The following is a 17904-nucleotide window of genomic DNA, read 5'->3' as shown; positions in this document are numbered from 1 at the left end:
TCTCAGGAGTCGCGTCCCCGCTCCTCGGACGGTCCGGTCCGCAGACGCGCGTGCAGGCCGCCGTCCACGCGAAGGACGTGCCCGTTGAGCTGCGCCGCCGCCGGGGACGCCAGGAACAGCGCCGCGTCCGCGACCTCCTCCGGAGCGGTGGTGCGGCCGGCGGGGAGGTCGGTCGCGGGCCGGACCTCCTCGACGACGCTGGCGGGCGCGATGCAGTTCGCGCGGATGCCGAGGCCGCCCAGCTCCACGGCGATCGCCCGGCTGAGCGCCTCGATGCCCGCCTTGGTCACGTCGTAGGCGCTCTGGTTCTCGTGCGCGCGGGACGCGCCCGGCGAGGACAGGCTGACGATCGCCCCGCCGCGCCCGGCGTCGCGCCAGTGGCGGACCGCCCGCACCGACAGCAGGTACGCCGAGCGCAGGTTGGCGGCGACCACCGCGTCCCAGACGCCGGCGCCGATGTCGGCGAACGGGGTGCGCACCCCGGTCATCGCGGCGTTGTTGACGAGCACGTCCAGGCCGCCGTCGCGCGCGAGCCTGGCGAAGACGGCGTCGGCGACGTCCTCGCGGGCCAGGTCGCCGGGCATCGTGGCCACCCGCCGATCGCCGTCGTGGACCGCGAGGCCGGCGGCGTCCACGTCGACGGCGAGCACGGCGGCGCCCGCGTCGGCGAACCGCCGCACCAGCGCGCGGCCGATCAGCCCCGCGGCGCCGGTGACCAGCACCCGCTCCCCCGTGTAGTCGAACCGGACGGCGCTCATTCGGCCGGGGCCTCCCTCACCTGCGCGACGATCTGCGTCGGATTGACGAACATCAGGGCGATGACCAGCAGCACCGCCGACAGGGCCATGTAGACGACGGCCATCGCGTCGATGGCCTGGGCGGCGCGGATCCCGGGCGTGAACGCGGCGCCGTAGAGCGCGACGATCAGCGTCTGGCTGTCGGCGTCCGCCACCAGGAACGTCAGCTCGAACATGGCGACGGTCCGCACGAGCACGAGGATCCCGGCGGCGAGGATCCCCGGCAGCAGCAGCGGAACCAGCACCCGCGCGAACACCTGCCGGGTGCGGGCGCCGCACATCCGCGCCGCCGACTCCACGTTCGCGTCGATCTGCTCCACGAACGGCGTCACCACCAGCACGACGAACGGCAGCGCCGGGACGAGGTTCGCCGCGACCACGCCCGTCATCGTCCCGGCCAGGTGCACCTTGTACAGGACGGTCGCGAGCGGGATCCCGTAGGTGATCGGCGGCAGCGCCACGGGGAGCAGCAGCAGGACCGTCACGACCCGCCTGCCGGGGAAGTCGCGCCGGGCCAGCGCGTATCCGGCGGGGACGCCGACCAGCAGCGACAGCGCGACCACGATCAGGGTGATCTCCAGCGTCGCGGTCAGCACGTCGCCGAGCGCGAACTCCGCCCAGGCGTCGGAGTACCACGCGCCCGTGAAGCCCTCCGGCAGCCATCCGCCGAACCACTTCGTGCCGAACGAGTTCACGACCACGGACAGGATCAGCGCGGCCAGGTTCAGCAGGAAGAACGCGACGAACAGCCAGACGGCCCAGCCGCCCGGCCGGACCCTCGGCAGCCCGCGCGGGCGCGAGACGGCGGTCATGATCCCTTACCTCCCGTCGCGGGGCCGGTGTAGAGGCGGCCGCGCAGCAGCAGCGTGACCGCGATGACGAGCAGCTCGAACACGCCCATCAGCACGGCGATGGTGGAGGCCATCGAGTAGTCGTACTTCTCGAACGCCGCCTGGTAGGCGGCGATCGCCATCACCCGCGTCTCCCCGGCCGGCTCGCCGACGAGGTTCGCGGACGGGAACACCGAGAACGCCAGCACGAACGCGAGCACGAACGTCGTCGCGAGCCCCGGAGCGAGCAGCGGGAGGACGATCCGCCGCATCCGCTGCCAGGGCCCGGCCCCGAGCGTGGCCGCGGCCCGCTCCAGCGTCGGGTCGATGCCCGACATGTAGGCCAGCACCAGCAGGAACGCGAACGGGAACCCGGTGATGAGCAGCGAGAACAGCACGCCCCAGTAGTTGTAGACGAGCCGGACGGGCTCGTCCACGACGCCGAGGTCGAGCAGCACCCGGTTGAACCAGCCCTTGGGGCCGAGGTAGCGCAGCAGGCCGTCGGCGACCAGGACGGTTCCGAGCGTCACCGGCAGGACGAGCAGCGCCGTCAGCAGCCGCCGGCCGCGGAACCGGCCGCGCAGCCGGTACGCGATCGGCACCGACGCGCCGACGTTGATCAGGGCGGCGGGCAGCGCGAGCCTGAGCGTCTTCCAGATCGTGCCGCGCTGGTAGGGGTCGCGGAAGAAGCCGGTGTAGTTGCCGAACGGGCCGCCGCCGTCCTTCGGCTGCAGCGACAGACCCACCCCGTACATCATCGGGTAGAGGAACAGCAGCGCGACGACGAGCACGGCGGGCAGCAGAAGGAGCAGCACGCGGTCGACGCCGCGCTCGGCGAGCCGGTGCCGCAGGCCGCCGCGCCGGGGCGCCCGCGCCTCCGCGCGGGCGGGAGCCTCAACCGCCATCGCGCACCCCGCTCTTGCCGAGGGCCTCGGCGGCGGGTCCGTCGAGGGCCCGCGCCGCCTCCCGCACGCTCTCCCCGAACACGAGCACGCGGTCGGGCGGGACGGTCAGCGCGACCCGGTCCCCCGGCGCGACCCGCTCCGGCGTCCGGAAGTGGATGACGCGCCCGCCGTCCGTCACGCCCTCGGCGGCGACCTCGCGGCCGTGGAACTCCGCCACCTCGACGCGGACCCTCACGAGGTTCTCGCCCGTCGCCGTGTCGGGGGACCCGGCGACCCTGAAGTCCTCCGGCCGGACGGCCGCGACCGCGCGCGGCCCGCCGATCGGCTCCCGGCTCCGCCCGGTCAGGACCGGCCCGTCCTCGCCGCCGAGGCGGACCGTGCCGTCGCCGGACGACAGGACGGGCAACTCCAGCAGGTTCCGGTAGCCCATGAACCCGGCGATGTAGGTGCCGGCCGGGTGGGTGTAGACGTCCTCGGGCGTCCCGACCTGCTCGATCCGTCCCGAGCGCAGCACCACGACCCGGTCGGCGAGCGCGAGCGCCTCCTCCTGGTCGTGCGTCACGTAGACGGTGGTGAGTCCGAGGTCCTGGTGGATGCGCCGGATCTCGGTGCGCATCTGCACGCGGAGCTTGGCGTCGAGGTTGGACAGCGGCTCGTCCATCAGCACGAGCCTCGGCCGCAGCACGATCGCGCGGGCGATCGCGACCCGCTGCTGCTGGCCGCCCGACAGCTGCCCGGGAAGCTTGGCGGCGTGCTCGGTCAGCTCGACGGTGCGCAGCGCCTCGTCCACCCGCCGCGCGGTCTCCGCCTTCCCGACCCGCCGCACCGCCAGCCCGAACGCCACGTTCCTGCGGACGGACAGGTGCGGGAACAGCGCGTAGTTCTGGAACACCATCCCGAACCCGCGCCGCTCGGGCGGCAGCGTGTCGATGCGCTCCTTGTCCAGCCAGATCGCGCCGCCGGACAGCGGCAGCAGCCCGGCCAGGCAGTTCAGCGCGGTCGACTTCCCGCATCCGGACGGCCCGAGCAGCGCGATGAACTCGCCGCCCTCGATCCGCAGATCGAACCCGCTCAGCGCGGTCGCCTTCCCGAACCGCCGCGTGACGCCGTCCAGCCGCAGCCGCCCGAACCCGGCCCGCGGGTCCCGTTCCGTCGCGGTGCCCGCCGTCATGACTGCTTGACCTTCTGCCCGCCGACCTCGCGGTCCCACCGGTCGAAGGCGGCGACGAGGGCCTTGGCGTCGAGCGGCGGGGCCTTGGGGTTCGCGGCGATCAGCGAGTCGTACTCGGGACGGCCGTACTCCTTGATCGCCTTCTGGCTCTCGGGCGGGGCCATGGCGAGCGTCACGCCCTTCACGGCGGGGCCCGGGTAGAAGTAGCCCTTGTCGTAGGTGACCGCCTGCTGCTCCGGCCGGAGCGCGAACTTCACCAGGTCGAGCAGGACGGCGAGCTTCCCGCCGGACACGCCCTTGGGGACGACCATGTAGTGGGCGTCGGTGACCCAGGTGAAGCCCTCCAAGGGCTGGATCTTCACGTCCTTGGGCACCTGTCCGAGGACGCGCGGGTTGATGTCCCAGCCGGTGGTGCTGAGGATGATGTCGCGGGTGCCCTCGCCCAGTTCCTTCATCGTCTGCGTGGTACCGGTCGGGTAGTACTCGATGTACCGGTCGAGGTCCTTCAGGTACGCCCAGGTCTTGGGCCAGCCGTTCGCGGGGTCCTTGGGGTCGGAGTCCTTGAGGATGTAGGGCAGGCCCATGAGCCACGTCCGTCCGGGGCCGGAGTTGGACGGGCGGGCGTACTCCAGTTTCTTGGGGTGCGCTTTCGCCCAGGCCAGCAGGGCCTCGGCCGTCTTCGGCGGGTCCGGGACCCTCTTCGGGTCGTACTCCAGCAGCGGGCCCGAGGGGTAGTACGTCACGACGACGCCCCGGCCCTGCGCGAGGTCCTGCATCTTGGAGGCGGGCTCCAGGTACTGCGACCTCAGGTCGGGCAGCTTGGCGGCGTACTTGCCGGCGAGGTCGACCCACAGGTTCTGCTCCAGGCCGGCGGAGAGGCCGTCGGTGCCGGTCAGCACGAGGTCGATGTCGAGGCGTCCGGCGTCCTGCTGCGCCTTGACCTTGCCGGCCAGCTCGGGCGCGGTGGCCTTGGTGTAGGTGATCCTGCTGACGAGGCCGGGGTGCGCCTTCCTGTAGTTCTCGAAGATCTGCTGGGTGAGCTGGAGGTTCCCGGCGACGTCGATGATGTTGAGGGTGACGGGCTTGGACGGGAGCCGGACGTCCGAGGCGGCGGGTTCGGAGGCGGCGCCGCCCGAGTCGGGCGCCCCGCAGGCGGTCATCAGCAGGCCGGCGGCGGCGAGGGTGAGGAGTGCGGATCGTGGAGTTCTCATGGCGGTCCTCCAGGCAGGACGTGCGGTCCTGGGCCGGTCACGCCGGCCCGGTGGTGCCTCTGATCAGCAGTCGGGTCGCCAGCTCGGTGGCCGGCGGCAGCGGCGGCGCCTTCGGCGCCCGGGGGTCGAGCATCGCGTGCACGGTCGCGGCGGCCGCCCGCGACAGCGCGTTGACGGGCATGGCCACGCTGGTGAGCGGCGGGTTGGTCATCGAGGCCATCGGGACGTCGTCGAATCCGACGATGCTGAGCTCGCCGGGCACCGGGACGCCGCGCGCGGCGAGCCGGGACAGCACGCCGAGCGCGACCAGGTCGTTGTAGGCGAACACCGCGGTGACGCCGGCGGCGAGCACCTCGTCCGCCGCCCGGTACCCGCCGGTGAAGCGCGGCTCGTACGGGCCGAGGTCCACCAGCTCGATGCCGCGCTCCGCGCAGGCGGCGCCGAGGAACCTGCGCCGCTGCCGGTTGGACCAGGAGTTGGCGGGGCCGGCCAGGTACGCGCAGCGGCGGTGGCCGAGCGCGTGGACGTGCGCGACCGCCTGCTCCATGCCGGGCCGGAAGTCGAGCAGGACCGACGGCGCCGCCCCGCTGGTCCGGTTCGCCAGCACCACGGCGGTCCTGGCCGCGACGGCGCGCAGCCGCGCCCCGGTCATGCGGGGGGCGCACAGGATCAGCCCGTCCACCCGCTCGACCATGGCCTCGGCCAGCCGGACCTCCGTCGCGGTGTCCTCGTCGGTGTCGGCCAGGAACACCGCGTACTCGGTGTCCCGGAAGTACGCCTCGACGCCCTTGATGAACGGTGCGAAGAACGGGTTGGCGATGTCGGGGACGATGAGGCCGACGTTGCGGGTCCGGCCGAGGACCAGCGACTGCGCCGCCCGGTTCGGCCGGTAGCCCAGCCGCTCGGCGCATTCGAGCACGCGCCGCCGGGTCTCGGCGTTCACGAGCTCCGGGTTGTTCAGGGCGCGCGAGACCGTGGAGGGCGACACCCCGGCGAGGGTCGCCACGGCCCGGATCGAGGCCCGGGGGCCGCCGCCCGGCCCGGAGGCACCGCGGCGGGCGGCCCCGCCTCCGCCGGTGCCCGTGCCGCCCATGCCCAGGATTATGAAAACGTTTGCGGAACAGTGTCAATAGCGCGCCGGAAAGCCCCCCGGCCGGGCGGGGGCCGGGGGGCTTCGGTCTGGCTCGGGTCAGGCGGCCTCCGGTCAGGCGGCGCCGCGGCCGGTCTTCTGCAGCGCGGGCTCGCCGGAGGCCTCGTCGTCGTGCACGTAGCGGCGCCCGCGCAGCAGCGACACCAGCGCCGCCACCAGCGACATCGCGATCGCCAGGCCGAACACGATGACCAGGCCGTGGTGGAACGGCTCGGAGATCAGGTGCGGGAAGTACGAGCGGCCGGTGAGCGTGGCCACGTCGTCCGGCGCGAGCCCGCCGAGCGCGTGGAACTGTTCGAGCAGGTTCTGGATCGGGTTGTAGCCGAGGAACGCCGCGAACAGCGTGCCGACCGGCGGCAGCTCGCCCACCCGCGCGGCCGGCCCGGCCGGGACGCCGTGTTCGGTCAGGCCCTGCGTCAGCGTCCTCGGCAGCGTGTCGGCCAGGCCGGCGATCATCAGCGAGAAGAACACGCCGATCGACAGCACCATGCCGGCGTTCATGAAGGTGGCGCGCATCCCGGAGGCCACGCCGCGCTGGTCCGCCGGGACCGAGTTCATGATCGCGGTCGTGTTCGGGGCGGCGAACAGCCCGGAGCCGATCCCGTTGAGGAAGATCAGCAGCGCGAAGGTGGTGTACCCGAAGTCGGTCGGGATCACCAGCAGCCCCGCGAACGCCAGTGCCGACAGCACCAGCCCGCCGGAGGCGAACGCGCGGGCGCCGTGCCGGTCGGACAGGTGCCCCGAGATCGGCCCGGCGACCAGGAAGCCGGCGGTGAGCGGCAGCAGGTAGATGCCCGCCCACAGCGGGGTGTCCTCGTAGTCGTAGCCGTGCAGCGGCAGCCAGATGCCCTGCAGCCAGATGATCAGCATGAACTGCATCCCGCCGCGCGAGATCGCGGCGAGCAGCCCGGCCAGGTTGCCGGCCGCGAACGCCCGGATGCGGAACAGGCTCAGATGGAACATCGGCTGCTCGACCCTGGTCTCGATCCAGCAGAACAGCGCCAGGACGGCGACGCCGCCGATCACCCCGGCGAGCACCCAGGGGTTCGTCCAGCCCATGTCGTGCCCGCCGTAGGGCTGGATGCCGTAGGTGATCGCGGCGAGCAGCGCGGTCAGCCCGACCGCGAACGTCACGTTGCCGAGCCAGTCGATCCTCGCGCCGACCGCCCGCGTGGCGGTCTCGACCAGGCTCCGGTAGGCCCAGATCGTCCCGGCGACGCCGATGGGCGCCGAGGCGAAGAACACCAGCCGCCAGTTGATCTCGCTCAGCAGCCCGCCCGCGACCAGCCCGATGAACGTCCCGGCGATGCCCGCGACCTGGTTGACGCCCATCGCCATGCCGCGCCGGTGGGCGGGGAACGCGTCGGTGAGGATCGCGGCCGAGTTCGCCATCAGCATGGCGCCGCCGATCCCCTGGAACACCCGCCAGCCGATGAGCCAGAGCGCACCGGCGCCCCCGTGCAGCGGATCCAGCGCCAGCACGAGCGTCCCGACCGTGAAGACCGCGAACCCGGCGTTGTACATCCGGACGCGCCCGAACATGTCCCCGAGCCGGCCGAGCGTCACCACCAGCACCGCCGAGACGAGCATGTAGCCCATCAGCATCCAGAGCAGGTAGCTGACATTGCCCGGTTCGAGGGGGTTCAGATGGATGCCGCGGAAGATCGCCGGCAGCGAGATGATCACGATCGAGGAGTTGACCGTGGCCAGCAGCATGCCGAGCGTGGTGTTGCTCAGCGCGATCCACGGATAGTGCTTGGACGGCACGCCGCCCCCTCCCCGTCGTCAGATAGTTTCTTCCGCTAACTAATCATAAAACCGTCGAAACCGGCCAGTCCGGATAGGCTTACTCCGATGGACGGACGACACCGGCTGGACCTCACCGACGAGCGCCTGACCGCCTTCTGGCGCGACCGCCACCTGTGCACCCTCGTCACCCTCCGCCCGGACGGCACCCCGCACTCGGTCCCCGTCGGCGCGACGCTCGACGCCGGCACCGTCCGCGTGATCACCTCGGCCTCCTCGGCGAAGGCGCGCCACGTCCGGGCCGCCGGCGCCTCCGGCCTGCCCGTCGCCGTCACTCAGGTGGACGGCCGCCGCTGGTCGACCATCGAGGGCCGCGCCGTCCTGCGGACCGACCCGGCCTCCGTGACCCGCGCGGAGGACCTCTACACCGCCCGCTACAAGCCCCCGCGCCCGAACCCGAACCGCGTCGTCATCGAGATCACCCCCACCCGGGTCCTGGGCAACCTCTGACACCGCTCCAGAGGGCGGGCGTCCGGGGGACGGTCAGGTGGCGTAGGCGACCGCGCACCCCCGGTCGCTTCCGAGGGCCTCCATGAAGCCGCGGTCGTCCGTCCTGCCGAAGGAGTCGATCCCGCCCAGGCAGGCGTACCGGGGGCCGTCGTGGGTGGTGAAGCCGATGGCCGTTCCGACGCCTGGTTCGAGCTTGATGGTCTGGGTGACCTTCATCGGCCTGCCAGCCGCGAAGGAGAAAACGACGAAGCTCGCCGGGCGCGCCTTCTTCATCGCGCCGTATCCCGTCCGCCCGTCCGGGTTCATCACGGCGGTGGTGACGGCCGCGGAGTCGTCGGACTGCCGGAACAGGACGCGGCCGCTCCGCAGGTCTGCGCCTCGCCCGCCCGTGTCGAGGGCGTGGACGGCGACGTTCCCGACTCTGCGCTTCTGGAAGGGGCGGGGATCGGACTCGGGCCGCACATCGCCGAGCGTGTAGCCGAGCGTGCGGCTGTCGCGCGCCCAGACGATCTCGCCGACGAAGGAGGGCGCGGCCGCGCTCCAGGTCCGCCGCCGGCCCGAGCCGAGGTCGAGGACGGTCACCGTCGCCTGGGGCCGCGCCGCCTTCGCGCAGGGGGCCGTCGCGTAGGCGAGCCGTTCACCGTCCGGGCTCATGGCCGGCCCGGCCACGCGCGCCGGGACGGTGTCCCTGGTGAGCGGCCCGAGATCCTTCACCCGGCCGCCGCCGGTGAGGCGGAACCGGTGGAAACGGGTCGTGCACGTCTTCTCCCGGAAGCTGGAGAACACGAACAATCCCCCAGGCCCCGCGATGAGCGACTGCGCCGGGCCGGCCGATCGCGGTGCGGGCACCGAGTCCACGGCCCGCGCTCCGCCGCCGGCCCCGGCCGCCCTGACCTGGAACCACGGCTTCGGCCCGCCTTCCTGGGGAGAACTCCCGATCTCCCCGACCTCGATGACGAAGCGCGGCATGCGCTGCCCGCCGGGAAGCGCGGCGGTGGCCGCCGGCCCGTCCACCAGCAGGTGCACCGCGCCGATGGAGGCGGCGACGGACACCGACAGCGCCAGCGGGGCCGCCCATCGCCGGACGACCCATGATCTCGGCTCGCGTTCCCGCGACTCGTCCCCTGCGTCCGCCATTCGATGATCATGCCCTCGGGGCGGGGCGCCGCGTCGCGGTTTCGCACCGCGGGCGCCGTTCCGCGGGACCGCGGCGGAATGCGCCCGCGGCACCGCGTCCCTGGTGGGCACGCTCCATTCGGGAGAGCATCGCCGGTGCCCGGGCCGCGCGGCCGGATCCGGCCAGGGCGGCCTCGCAGATCAGCCGCGGGCGGTGGCGACGGCCGCCTGGCCGAGGCTGATGCCGCCGTCGTTGGGCGGGACGCGGTGGTGGGTCAGCACGTCGAAGCCCGCGCCTTCGAGGCCGGAGACGGCGCGGTCGAGCAGGAGCATGTTCTGGAACACGCCGCCGGAGAGCGCGACCGTGCCGAGGCCCGTCTGCGACCTGATGCGGGAGGCCGCGTCGACGACGAGCGCCGCGACGCCGTTGTGGAAGCGCGCGGCGATCACCGGGACGGGGACGCTCGCCCTGAGGTCGGCCACCACCGCGTCCACGATGTCGCCGCCCGCGACGGTGAAGCCGGCCGTGCCGTTCAGAGCCGCCCGATAGGCGCCGGTCTCGGCGAGGTCGGCGCAGTGCTCCAGTTCGATGGCGGCCTGTCCCTCGTAGTTGACGCGGTCGCGGACGCCGAGGACGGCGGCGACCGCGTCGAAGAGGCGGCCCATGCTGGAGGTCGGCGGGGCGTTGACGCCGCGCCGGGCCAGGGCGGTCACCGCGGCCCAGCCGGGGCGGCGGGCCACCGGCAGGTCGCCCGGGACCCCGTAGGCCGCCGCCATGCGCCACGGCTCGCGGATCGCGGCGGCGCCGCCGGGCAGCGGAACCGGTTCCAGGTGCCCGGCGCGCTCGAAGCCGCGCAGGTCGGCGACCAGGAACTCGCCGCCCCACAGGGTGCCGTCGGTCCCGTACCCGGTGCCGTCGAACGCGACGCCGATCACCGGGCCGTCCGCGCCGTTGTCGGCGAGGCACGAGGCGATGTGCGCGTGGTGGTGCTGGACGGCGACACCGGGCAGGTCCTGGTCGAGCGCGTACTTCGTGGACAGGTACTCCGGGTGCGGGTCGTAGGCGATCAGTTCGGGCTCGATGCCGAACAGCCGCCGGAAGTGCGCGACGCCCTCCTCGAAGGCGCGGAGGGTCTCGTGGTTCTCCAGGTCGCCGATGTGGTGGGAGACGAACGCCCGGCCGTCGCGGGTCAGACAGAACGTGTTCTTCAACTCCGCGCCGCACGCCAGCACCGGGCGGCCCGCGGCAATGGGGATCGGCTCGGGCGCGTAGCCGCGGGACCGGCGGACGGGGAGCGGCCGGCCGCGGAACGCCCGCATCACCGAGTCGTCGGTCCGGGTGTGGATGGGCCGGTCGTGGAGGAGGAAGGCGTCGGCGATGGGGGCGAGCCGCTCCAGGGCGTCGCGGTCGCGGTAGGCGATCGGCTCGTCCGAGACGTTCCCGCTGGTCAGGACGAGGGGCTCGGTGACGAGCAGGTGGTGAAGCGGGGTGTAGGGCAGCATGAGGCCGACGGCACGGTTGCCCGGGGCGACCGCGTCCGCGAGGGCCGCGTCCGGCCGGCGCCGCGCGAGCACGATCGGGCGCCGGGGCCCGGCGAGCAGCGCCTCCTCTGCCTCGGAGAGGTCGCACAGGGCCCGAGCCGCCTCCAGGTCGGGGACCATCACCGCGAACGGCTTGTCCTCGCGGTGCTTGCGGGAGCGCAGCGCGGCGACCCCCCCGGGGTCCGCCGCCCGTACCGCGAGGTGGTAGCCGCCGAGGCCCTTGACCGCGAGGACCGCGCCATCCGCGAGCGCCGCCCGCGCCGCGTCCAGAGGCTCGCCCGCGTGGGGCCGCATGGTGAGGGACGGGCCGCAGGCCGGGCAGCACACCGGCTGGGCGTGGAACCTGCGGTCGGCCGGGTCCTCGTACTCGGCGGCGCACGGCGCGCACATCGCGAAGCCCGCCATGGTCGTGTTCGGACGGTCGTACGGGACGCTCGTGACGATCGTGAACCGCGGCCCGCAGGCGGTGCAGTTGATGAACGGGTAGCGGTGGCGCCGGTCGCCCGGGTCGCGCATCTCGCGCAGGCAGTCATCGCAGGTCGCGGCGTCCCACGACACGAGGGCCCGGCGCTCACCGGACCCGTCGCTGCCCACGATGGCGAAGCCGCCGCGGCCCACGGCGTCCAGCTCCCGGGTGGTGACGCGCTCGACGAGGGCGAGCCGGGGCGGGCGCGTGCGCAGCCCGTCCAGGAAGCGCCCGACCCTGTCGGGGGCGCCCTCGACCTCGATGAACACGCCGCCCGCGTCGTTGCCGACCAGCCCCGACAGCCCGAGGCCGGTCGCGAGACCGTGCACGAACGGCCGGAAACCGACGCCCTGCACGACCCCCTCGACGCGCACGCCGACCCTGACGTCCACCCCGCCATTCTGCCGCGCCGACCAGCGCCGACGGCCGAGGACGGCCACCGGGCGTGTCTCGTCGGCGACTCCGCGAAGGGAGGGGCGGACGCCGGGCGTGCTCGGCGCCGGAGCTCACTGCCCCCCGGTGTAGGCGGCGATGGTGAAGTCCGCCGCAGCGCGTGCGGTGGCCTCGTCGGCGCCGCCCGCGACGTCGGCGGCGTACCAGCCCTCACCGGCCTGCCGCGCGAACTCGCGCCCCTCCTCGGACGCGGCCCAGTCGTCGCCGAGCTTGTTCCGGGCGTCCTCGCCGGACTCCAGGTGGACGGTGAGGCCGAGGAGCCCCATGTCCCAGCCGATGCCGACGACGCCCGGGCCGAACTGGTTCTGCGAGGGGTCGACGAGGGCGGTGTGCTCCAGCTCGAACCGGGTCCGGCCGTCCGCCTCGGGGGTCAGCCGGACCTCGATCCAGGTGGTCTGGCCGCCGAACTCCCACGTCGCCGCGAACCCCTTCGGCGGGTCGCAGCGCTCGATCGTCCCGCTGGCGTTGCCCTCCAGCTGGTAGCGGCCGCCGAGCCGCAGGTCGCCGGAGACCGGCAGGAACCAGCGGGAGATCCGCTCGGGGTCGGTGACGGCGTTCCACAGGTCGTCGACGCCGGTGTCGTAGACCCTGCTGATCGTCGCGGTCCTCGCGGTGCCGGACTCCAGCGCCTTCTCGCCCACCGTGCGGGTGACCGCGTTGATCTGGCCGGTGACTTCGATCATGTCTCGCTCCCTGGGTCGTCGTGATGCGTGCGGTGTGCGCGCTTCCCGCGGGCGATCTCGGTCGCCAGGGCGTCCAGACGCGGCGTCCAGGACCGGCGGAAGCGTTCGAGCCACGCGTCGATCTCCTGCAGAGGTGCCGAGTCGACAGCGTAGAGCCGGCGCGTCCGCTCCGCCCGCACGACGGCGAATCCGTTGTCGCGCAGCACCTTCAGGTGCTGCGACACCGCGGGCTGGGAGATCCCGAACTCCTTCCGGACGACCGCCGTGACCTCGCCGGACGAGCGCTCGCCGCCGGCGAGCAGTTCGAGGATCCGGCGCCGGACGGGGTCGCCCACCACATCGAATGCGTGCACGTGACCCAAGTTACAGGCTTGGCTTATATAAGCCAAATCTCAAGTTCAGTGTCCCGCGAGAAGCCGCTCGAAGGGCACCGGCGCCTCGAACGGGTCGTCCTTCGCGGGGGCCGGACGGGCCCGCATGAGTGCGGCCAGTTCGGCACCGGCCCGGGCGACGCGCTCGGCCAGGGCTGACTCGGCGCTCCCCCAGTCCTCGGACGCCGCGTACACCCCGGTCGGGACGACGCTAGCGCGCAAGTACGCGAAGAGGGGGCGCATCGCGTAATCGATGGCCAGAGAGTGCCGCGCGGTGCCGCCGGTCGCGCCCAGCAGCACTGGCGTGCCGTCCAGGGAGCCGCGCTCCAGGACGTCGAAGAACGTCTTGAACAGCCCGCTGTAGGACGCGTTGAAGACCGGTGTCACGGCGATGAGGCCGTCGGCGTTCGCCACCGTCTCGACGGCGGCGCGGAGCGTCCCGGACGGGAAGCCGGTCAGGGTCGCGTCGACCATGGCGTGCGCGTGGTCGCGCAGCTCGATCGTCTCGACGGTCGCGTCCCCTTGGAGTGCGCCGGCCGCCGCCTCGGCGAGCCGGTCGGCCAGGAGCCGGGTGGACGAGGGCTGCCCGAGCCCGGCGGAGACGACGGCGAGGGCGGTCATCGCACCTCCTCGGTGAGGCGGGACGCGTGGGTCGGGGCGGTCGCCGGGACGTGCGCCGGACGCAGCGACTCGAACTCCTTGCGCAGCACGGGCACGACCTCCTCCCCCAGGATGTCGATCTGCTCCAGGACGGTCTTCAGCGGCAGCCCCGCGTGGTCCATCAGGAACAGCTGGCGCTGGTAGTCGCCGAAGTGGTCGCGGAACGTCAGCGTCTTTTCGATGACCTGCTGCGGACTGCCCACCGTGAGGGGCGTCTCCGCGGTGAACTCCTCCAGCGACGGCCCGTGCCCGTAGACGGGGGCGTTGTCGAAGTACGGGCGGAACTCGCGGACGGCGTCCTGGGAGTTCCGCCGCATGAACACCTGGCCGCCGAGGCCGACGATCGCCTGGTCGGCGGAGCCGTGCCCGTAGTGCTCGTAGCGCCGCCGGTACAGGCCGATCAGGCGCTGGAAGTGGTCGGTCGGCCAGAAGATGTGGTTGGCGAAGAAGCCGTCGCCGTAGAAGGCGGCCTGCTCGGCGATCTCGGGGCTGCGGATCGAGCCGTGCCAGACGAACGGCGGGACCCCGTCCAGCGGCCGCGGCGTCGAGGTGAACGACTGGAGCGGCGTGCGGTGCTCGCCCTCCCAGTCGACGATGTCCTCGCGCCAGAGGCGGTGCAGGAGGTGGTAGTTCTCGATGGCCAGCGGGATGCCGTCGCGGATGTCCTTGCCGAACCACGGGTAGACGGGGCCGGTGTTGCCGCGCCCCATCATCAGGTCCACCCGGCCGTCGGCGAGGTGCTGGAGCATCGCGAAGTCCTCGGCGATCTTCACCGGGTCGTTCGTGGTGATCAGCGTGGTCGCGGTGGACAGGATCAGCCGCTCGGTGCGCGCCGCGATGTAGCCGAGCATCGTGGTCGGGGAGGACGGCACGAACGGGGGGTTGTGGTGCTCGCCGGTCGCGAAGACGTCCAGGCCGGCCTCCTCGGCCTTGAGCGCGATCGCCACCATGGCCTTGATCCGCTCGGCCTCGGTCGGGACGCGCCCGTCGGTCGGATCGGGGGTGACGTCCCCGACCGTGAAGATCCCGAACTGCATGCCGGCCTCCCGAATAGTAGAACTTTCAATTATTCTACCGAACCCCGGCCCCCGGGCGGGTATTCCTGCCCCCGCCCGGGGGCCCGGGCGCCTTCTAGGCGGCGGGAAGCGGCCGCAGGGACGCGGGGCGCGGCACGGCGGGCAGGAAGAGGCGGCCGCTGAGCGCGCCCCGGACCGTCTGGAAGCCGGCCACGGCCCAGGCCGTGACGAGCAGGAGGTAGAGGAGGACGGCCACGTCGGTCAGCGCGTCCAGGCCGGTGATCCGCGACAGGCCCGACGCGCCGGTCACGCACGTCCCGACCGGGAAGGTGAACGCCCACCACGTCATCGCGAACGGCATGCCGCCGCGCAGCGCCCGCAGGTTCGCGGTCACCGCGACGGCCAGCCAGAGCAGCGCGAAGCCCATCACCGGCGCGCCGTAGAGGACCGCGAACGCGCGCGTCGCCGCCGCGTAGGCGGGGGCGGCCTGCCCCGCCGCGTTCGCGATCTGCACGACGGCCGTGGTGGACTGCCCGAGCGGGCCGAGCACGAGGAACAGCGTCGGGGTGAGGGCGACCGGTGACGGCGGGCCGCCGGCGAGCCGCGACCAGATGCCGGGCAGCAGGACGAGCGTGGCCAGCAGGCTCGCGCCGAACAGGCCGTAGCAGCCGAACAGCATCGTGGCGCGGGCCTGCCCCTCCGGCAGGTGCGGGACGAGCGCGGGACCGAGCGCCGCGGCGACCATCGGGGCGACGACCGGCAGCAGCCAGGTCGGGTTCGCGGGCCCCGGCTCGTGCCGGGTGATCATGAGGTAGGGGACGCCGGCGGCGGCCAGCACGGCGTAGAGCGTCCCGGCCGTCCACAGCACCGCGTCCAGCGCCACCGCCGCCTGGGCGCCGATCACCTCGGGGCCGAGCATGAGCGTCCCGTAGCCGACGGCGAGCATCGCCATCGGCGGGCATCCGTAGAACACGGCCGTGGCGGGGTTGTCCAGGAGCTGGAACCGCGCGACGTCCGTGTGCCGGATGAAGTGGACGGCGCGCGCCGCCATGAGCGCGACGAGCATCAGCAGCGAGCCCGCCCACACGACCACGGCGAAGGCGTGCAGGCCGGGGACGTCCACCGGCAGCGCGTTCGCGCCGTTCGCGACGATCGAGGTGCCCATGACGGCCGCGTACCAGTTGGGACCCAGATTCCGGAACACCTCGGCGGGGCGGTCGAGCGCGCCCAGCAGGGCGCGGTTCGGGGTGGGGAGGCTCATGAGGTCCAGGTTCCTCCGTGTTCGTCCCCATCAGTAGAGGTCATGACCCTATGAGGTCATAAAGCAGCCCTATGGGTCCGTAGAATCGCGGTCATGGCCGTCTCGCACCGCGTCCCCGACCTCGGCGCCCTCGAACTGCTGCTCGCCGTCGTCCGGCTGGGCAGCGTCGGGCGCGCGGCGGCGGAGCTCGGCGTCACCCAGCCCGCCGCCAGCGCCCGGATCCGCTCGATGGAGCGGCAGATCGGCGTGGCGCTGCTCGACCGGTCGCCGCGCGGCTCCCGTCCCACCGAGGAGGGCGCGCTGGTCGCCGAGTGGGCCCGGCAGGTGGTCGCGGCGGCGGAGGCGCTCGACGCGGGGCTCGACGCGCTGCGCGAGCGCCGCGACGGGCGGCTGCGCGTCGTGGCGAGCCTCACGGTCGCCGAGTACCTGATGCCCGGCTGGCTGGTGACGCTCAAGACCGTCCACCCGGGCGTCGCGGTGACCCTCCGCACCGCCAACTCGACCGTGGTCGCCGAACAGGTCCGCGGCGGCGGCGCGGACCTCGGGTTCGTGGAGGGGGCGCGAACGCCGGCCGGGCTGCACGGCACCGTCGTCGCCACCGACCGGCTCGTCGTCGTGGTCGGCCCGCGGCACCCCTGGGCGCGGCGGCGCTCCGGAGTCCCGGCCGCCGAGCTGGCGAGGACGCCGCTGGTCCTGCGCGAGGAGGGGTCGGGGACGCGCGAGGTCCTCGACCGGGCGCTCGCCGCGCACGGCGGGACGGCGCCGCCGCTGCTGCAACTCGCGTCCACCACCGCGCTCAAGGCGGCGGCCGTCTCCGGCGCCGGGCCGGTCGTGGTGAGCGATCTGGCCGTCGACGACGAGGTCGCCGCCGGGCGGCTGGTCTGCGTCCCCGTCCCGGAACTGGACCTGTCGCGCCCGCTGCGCGCGGTGTGGCCGGCCGGCCGGCGCCCCACCGGCCCCGCCCGGGACCTGCTGGGCCTGACCCGCGCCCCGCGCACCGGCGGCTAGCTGTGTTGATTCAGTCCCGGCCCACTTCGCTCGCCTAGCGGCTGTGTTGATTCAGTCCCGGCCCACTTCGCTCGCCTAGCGGCTGTGTTGATTCAGTCCCGGCCCACTTCGCTCGCCTAGCGGCTGTGTTGATTCAGTCCCGGCCCACTTCGCTCGCCTAGCGGCTCGCTACGTGACCGGGCCTGGGGCGAACGCGGCATCGCTTCGCGATCTGCCCGGTTTCGCTCGCCTTCGGCGTCGCTCCACCGGGCAGGTCACGCGTTCGCGCGCGTGGCTGAGGCGACTTCGAGACAAGCCCGTCCCGCCGGGCGGGGCGCTCAGGCGGGCGGGCAGTGGTCGAGCGGGGCGTCGGCGTCCGGACCGGGAGCCTCGGCGGCGGCGAACACGGCCTGGATCTCCAGCGCGATCGCGATCTCGTCGCCGAGCATGACGCGATCGCCCTGCAGCGGGATGTTGAACTCGATGCCGAAGTCGCGGCGGCTGATGGAGGCGGTCGCGGTGAAGCCCGCGCGGACGCCGCCCCACGGGTCGGGGCCCACGCCGTGGAACTCGGTCAGCAGCCGGACCGGGCGGGTGACGTTCTTGATCGTCAGGTCGCCGTGCAGGTGGTAGCGGGGCGTGCGGGCCCGGCGACCGATCTTGGCACGTTCCACACCGGTACCGGTGAAGCTCATCACCGGGTGCCGGCGCACGTCCAGGAAGTCTGCGGAGCGGACGTGCTCGTCCCGCTCGGCGCTGCGGGTGTCGATCGAGCCCATCCGGATCTCCGCGCGGGCGCCGGAGTCGAGCGGGTCCGCCCCGATCACCACCTCGCCCTCGAAGTCCGGGAACGAGCCGCGCACCGTCGTCATCAGGTGCCGGACCGAGAAGGTGATCTCGGAGTGGACCGGGTCGATGGTCCAGCGGCCGGCTTCGAGGTCGGGCACCTCGCCACCCATCAAATCCCCCCAAAAATCTGACAACCCGGCAAAAGTACCCCAAAAGTCACTCTGGTCTGTCCGGGCCCTC

17 protein-coding genes are annotated in these 17904 nt (G+C 73.2%); 2 read left to right on the top strand and 15 right to left on the bottom strand.

From position 1 onward, the window contains the following. Positions 1-2 precede the first annotated feature (2 nt). From BJY14_RS37350 to BJY14_RS37320, 7 genes are all read right to left on the bottom strand, one after another. On the bottom strand, positions 3-758 hold the full coding sequence (locus tag BJY14_RS37350; protein WP_179847913.1) for an SDR family NAD(P)-dependent oxidoreductase: 756 nt from the start codon (positions 756-758) through the stop codon (positions 3-5). Beyond that, complete coding sequence (locus tag BJY14_RS37345; protein ID WP_179847912.1) at positions 755-1609, bottom strand: ABC transporter permease; 855 nt, start codon at positions 1607-1609, stop codon at positions 755-757. Before BJY14_RS37345 ends, BJY14_RS37350 begins: the two co-directional genes overlap by 4 nt. Further along, complete coding sequence (locus BJY14_RS37340) at positions 1606-2532, bottom strand: ABC transporter permease (RefSeq protein ID WP_179847911.1); 927 nt, start codon at positions 2530-2532, stop codon at positions 1606-1608. Before BJY14_RS37340 ends, BJY14_RS37345 begins: the two co-directional genes overlap by 4 nt. Continuing rightward, complete coding sequence (locus BJY14_RS37335) at positions 2522-3703, bottom strand: ABC transporter ATP-binding protein (protein ID WP_179847910.1); 1182 nt, start codon at positions 3701-3703, stop codon at positions 2522-2524. Before BJY14_RS37335 ends, BJY14_RS37340 begins: the two co-directional genes overlap by 11 nt. Continuing rightward, positions 3700-4914 carry an extracellular solute-binding protein gene (locus BJY14_RS37330; RefSeq protein WP_179847909.1) on the bottom strand — a complete coding sequence of 405 codons (1215 nt, stop codon included), beginning with the start codon at positions 4912-4914 and terminating at the stop codon, positions 3700-3702. The genes BJY14_RS37335 and BJY14_RS37330 overlap by 4 nt, the downstream gene beginning before the upstream one ends. Positions 4915-4951: 37 nt before the next feature. Next, positions 4952-6007 carry a LacI family DNA-binding transcriptional regulator gene (locus tag BJY14_RS37325; protein WP_179847908.1) on the bottom strand — a complete coding sequence of 352 codons (1056 nt, stop codon included), beginning with the start codon at positions 6005-6007 and terminating at the stop codon, positions 4952-4954. Positions 6008-6118: 111 nt separating this feature from the next. Continuing rightward, entirely contained in the window at positions 6119-7831 is a 1713-nt protein-coding gene (locus BJY14_RS37320; RefSeq protein WP_312879605.1) for an MFS transporter, read from the bottom strand. A gap of 87 nt (positions 7832-7918) precedes the next feature. Here BJY14_RS37320 and BJY14_RS37315 point away from each other — a divergent pair, with 87 nt between their 5' ends. Next, a complete protein-coding gene (locus BJY14_RS37315; protein WP_179847907.1) occupies positions 7919-8320 on the top strand; it encodes a PPOX class F420-dependent oxidoreductase in 402 nt (133 codons plus the stop codon). A 33-nt stretch (positions 8321-8353) separates the two neighbouring features. Here BJY14_RS37315 and BJY14_RS37310 read toward each other — a convergent pair whose 3' ends face one another. The 7 genes from BJY14_RS37310 to BJY14_RS37280 form a co-directional block, all read right to left on the bottom strand. Continuing rightward, a complete protein-coding gene (locus BJY14_RS37310) occupies positions 8354-9457 on the bottom strand; it encodes a hypothetical protein (RefSeq protein WP_179847906.1) in 1104 nt (367 codons plus the stop codon). A 180-nt stretch (positions 9458-9637) separates the two neighbouring features. After that, a complete protein-coding gene (gene hypF / locus BJY14_RS37305) occupies positions 9638-11836 on the bottom strand; it encodes a carbamoyltransferase HypF (RefSeq protein WP_312879604.1) in 2199 nt (732 codons plus the stop codon). A 114-nt stretch (positions 11837-11950) separates the two neighbouring features. Continuing rightward, complete coding sequence (locus tag BJY14_RS37300) at positions 11951-12580, bottom strand: SRPBCC family protein (RefSeq protein ID WP_179847905.1); 630 nt, start codon at positions 12578-12580, stop codon at positions 11951-11953. Then, a complete protein-coding gene (locus tag BJY14_RS37295; protein WP_179847904.1) occupies positions 12577-12933 on the bottom strand; it encodes an ArsR/SmtB family transcription factor in 357 nt (118 codons plus the stop codon). Before BJY14_RS37295 ends, BJY14_RS37300 begins: the two co-directional genes overlap by 4 nt. A gap of 45 nt (positions 12934-12978) precedes the next feature. Beyond that, a complete protein-coding gene (locus BJY14_RS37290; RefSeq protein ID WP_179847903.1) occupies positions 12979-13572 on the bottom strand; it encodes an FMN reductase in 594 nt (197 codons plus the stop codon). After that, on the bottom strand, positions 13569-14648 hold the full coding sequence (locus BJY14_RS37285) for an LLM class flavin-dependent oxidoreductase (RefSeq protein WP_179847902.1): 1080 nt from the start codon (positions 14646-14648) through the stop codon (positions 13569-13571). Before BJY14_RS37285 ends, BJY14_RS37290 begins: the two co-directional genes overlap by 4 nt. Positions 14649-14742: 94 nt before the next feature. Further along, positions 14743-15888, bottom strand: coding sequence for a TDT family transporter (locus tag BJY14_RS37280; RefSeq protein ID WP_179847901.1), 1146 nt, complete (start codon positions 15886-15888; stop codon positions 14743-14745). 93 nt (positions 15889-15981) lie between these two features. Between BJY14_RS37280 and BJY14_RS37275 the strand changes: the two genes are divergently transcribed. Further along, complete coding sequence (locus BJY14_RS37275; protein WP_179847900.1) at positions 15982-16896, top strand: LysR family transcriptional regulator; 915 nt, start codon at positions 15982-15984, stop codon at positions 16894-16896. 317 nt (positions 16897-17213) lie between these two features. On the opposite strand, the gene BJY14_RS37270 is transcribed toward BJY14_RS37275, so the two are convergent. Further along, on the bottom strand, positions 17214-17834 hold the full coding sequence (locus tag BJY14_RS37270; protein WP_179847899.1) for a YceI family protein: 621 nt from the start codon (positions 17832-17834) through the stop codon (positions 17214-17216). Positions 17835-17904: the final 70 nt, after the last annotated feature.

The sequence above is a fragment of the Actinomadura luteofluorescens genome, assembly GCF_013409365.1.
Classification (GTDB): Bacteria; Actinomycetota; Actinomycetes; order Streptosporangiales; family Streptosporangiaceae; genus Spirillospora; species Spirillospora luteofluorescens.
The sequence above is the reverse complement of the archived record's forward strand: the minus strand, read 5'-3'. Positions and strand labels throughout refer to the sequence as shown.